Here is a 2,734-nt window from a genome sequence, read left to right on the forward strand (position 1 = left end):
GTGGTCGGCGAAGTGCGCGGCGGCGAGGCGCTGGATCTGGTCAAGGCCTGGGGCACCGGCCATCCCGGCGGTATCGCCACCATCCACGCTGGCTCTGCGCAGGGCGCACTACTGCGCCTGGAGCAACTGATTCTGGAAGTCGCCCTGACCGCGCCGCGGGCGTTGATCGCCGAGGCGGTCAACCTGGTGGTGTTTCTCGCCGGGCGTGGCCGCACGCGCTATGTCCAGCAGATCGCCCGCGTCACCGGCTATGACGAGCGCGGCTATCAACTCACTTCCATCGCCCCCGCATTCATTCCTTCACTGACTCAGGAAAACAGTCATGACTGCCTGCCATCCCCGCGTTGCTAATCGTCGTCGCCTCGTCGGCGCCTTGATGCTCGGCGCCCTCTGCTTGAGCGCCTCCCTGCCAGTGCTCGCCGCTGGCTCCGGTATGCCCTGGGAGGGACCGCTGCAATCGATCCTTGATTCGGTACAGGGGCCGGTGGCGCGCATCATCGCGGTGATCATCATCATTACCACAGGCCTGACGCTGGCCTTCGGAGACACCAGCGGCGGCTTTCGCAAGCTGATCCAGATCGTCTTCGGTCTGTCGATTGCCTTCGCCGCGTCGTCGTTCTTCCTCAGCTTTTTCAGCTTTGCCGGCGGGGCGGTGATCGCATGAACGACGAGCGCGAACTCATCCCCGGTTTCGAGGTGCCACTGCACCGTTCGCTGGCCGAGCCGATTCTGCTCGGTGGCGCACCACGCAACGTAGCGATCCTCAACGGCACTCTGGCGGCAGTGGTCGGCCTGGGCCTGCAGCTGTGGCTGCCGGGCTTGGCGCTCTGGCTGGTCGGCCACTCGCTGGCGGTGTGGGGTGCCCGCCTGGACCCGCAGTTCCTGCAGGTGTTTGCCCGGCAAATCAAGCAGCCGTCGCTGCTGGATGTGTGAGGAGGCCGCCATGCTGAACCTCACCGAATACCAGCGCCGCCCCACACAGTTGGCCGACTGGCTGCCCTGGGCCGGTCTCGTCGCACCCGGCGTCGTATTGAACAAGGACGGTTCTTTCCAACGCAGCCTGCGCTTTCGCGGGCCAGACCTGAACAGCGCCACCCAAGGCGAGCTGGTGGTCACCTCGGCGCGCCTGAACAATGCCCTGCGTCGCCTTGGCTCGGGCTGGGCGCTGTTTATCGAGGCCGAGCGTCTGGCGGCAGCCAACTACCCTGACAGCGACTTTCCCGAGCCGCTGTCCTGGCTGGTGGACGAGGAGCGCCGTGCTGCCTTCGAGGCGCACGGAAGCCACTTCGAGAGCAGTTATCACCTGACGCTGCTCTACCTGCCACCGGAAGAATCGCGCTCGCGCGCCGCCGGCCTGCTCTACGAGCACCGGCCGCAACGCGGAGTCGACTGGCGCGAACGACTGACCGCCTTCATCGCCGAGACGGATCGTTTCTTCGATCTGCTGGATGGGGTTATGCCAGAGCTTGCCTGGCTAGATGACAGCCAGACGCTGACTTACCTGCATGCCACGATTTCGACCCATCGCCAGCGGCTGGCCGTACCCGAGGTGCCCTTCCACCTCGACGCCCTGTTGGCCGACAGTCCTTTGGCCACTGGCCTCGCGCCACGCCTGGGCGAGCAGCACCTGCGCGTACTGTCGGTACGTGGTTTCCCCACCTCGACGTGGCCAGGCGTGCTGGACGATCTCAACCGTCTGGGCTTCGCCTATCGTTGGTCGACCCGTTTCATCTGCCTGGACAAGGATGAGGCCGAGAAGGAACTGGTGCGCCTACGCCGGCAGTGGTTTGCCAAGCGCAAGGGCGTCCTGGCGCTGCTGCGCGAAGCGATCTTCCAGCAGGAGAGCCCATTGCTCGACAGCGACGCGGCTAACAAGGCCAGCGACGCTGATGCGGCGCTGCAGGAACTCGGTGCCGACCAGGTCGCCTTCGGCTATGTGACAGCCACCGTGACGGTGAGCGATGCCGATGCCCAAATCGCCGATGAAAAGCTGCGCCGGGTCGAGCGGGTAATCCAAGGCCGCGGCTTCGTCACCATCGCCGAGAGCCTCAACGCTGTGGAGGCCTGGCTGTCGTCGATTCCTGGCAACCCCTACGCCAATGTCCGTCAACCGTTGATCTCCACACTCAACCTGGCGCACCTGATGCCGGTCTCGGCAGTCTGGGCTGGCCCGGCAAGCAACGAACATCTGGATGGCCCGCCATTGGTGATCACCCGTACCGATGGCGCAACACCGTTTCGCCTGGTCACCCACGTTGGCGATGTCGGCCACACGCTGGTGGCCGGCCCCACGGGCATGGGCAAATCGGTTTTGCTGGCGACCCTGGCTCTGCAGTTTCGACGCTACCCGGGCTCGCGCCTGTTTCTATTCGATATGGGCCGCTCGCTACGTGCAACGGTGCTGGGTCTGGGTGGCGAGCACTACGACCTCGGAGGCGATAGCGACCTGGCCTTCCAGCCCCTCGCACGCATCGATCAGCCGGGATACAGAACCTGGGCCGCCGAGTGGCTGGAAGCGCGCTTGCTGCAGGAAGGCGTGGCCGTCGGCCCCGAGCAAAAGGCTGCGCTGTGGGCGGCACTCGACAGCCTGGCCGGCGCGCCCGAGGCGCAGCGCACACTGACCGGGTTGTCCGTGCTACTGCAGGACAACACCCTGCGCCAGGCACTTCAGCCCTACGTGCTGGGCGGTGCTCATGGCGCATTGCTGGATGCCGATCAGGATCGTCTGGGCAGC

At 65.5% G+C, this 2,734-nt stretch carries 4 protein-coding genes; all 4 read left to right on the forward strand.

Going from position 1 to position 2,734, the window contains the following annotated elements; genetic code table 11:
• Positions 1-351, forward strand: a 351-nt coding sequence (locus DXK50_RS24725) for an ATPase, T2SS/T4P/T4SS family (RefSeq protein ID WP_212632132.1), incomplete at its 5' end; no start/stop codon positions are given.
• On the forward strand, positions 323-664 hold the full coding sequence (locus DXK50_RS24730) for a TrbC/VirB2 family type IV secretion system protein (protein WP_014596913.1): 342 nt from the start codon (positions 323-325) through the stop codon (positions 662-664). The genes DXK50_RS24725 and DXK50_RS24730, both read left to right, overlap by 29 nt.
• A complete protein-coding gene (locus tag DXK50_RS24735; protein ID WP_212632133.1) occupies positions 661-933 on the forward strand; it encodes a VirB3 family type IV secretion system protein in 273 nt (90 codons plus the stop codon). Before DXK50_RS24730 ends, DXK50_RS24735 begins: the two co-directional genes overlap by 4 nt.
• A 10-nt stretch (positions 934-943) precedes the next feature.
• Positions 944-2,734 (forward strand): conjugal transfer protein TrbE (trbE, locus tag DXK50_RS24740; protein ID WP_212632134.1); only part of this gene is annotated, 1,791 nt, incomplete at its 3' end.

Source organism: Pseudomonas sp. KB-10 (assembly GCF_018221585.1).
GTDB classification, from domain to species: domain Bacteria; phylum Pseudomonadota; class Gammaproteobacteria; order Pseudomonadales; family Pseudomonadaceae; genus Aquipseudomonas; species Aquipseudomonas yangonensis.

Bases quoted from the DNA above. Each gene is read 5' to 3' on its own strand.
- DXK50_RS24735 (WP_212632133.1), top strand. From the start codon at position 661: ATGAACGACGAGCGCGAACTCATCCCCGGTTTCGAGGTGCCACTGCAC.
- DXK50_RS24730 (WP_014596913.1), top strand. From the start codon at position 323: ATGACTGCCTGCCATCCCCGCGTTGCTAATCGTCGTCGCCTCGTCGGC.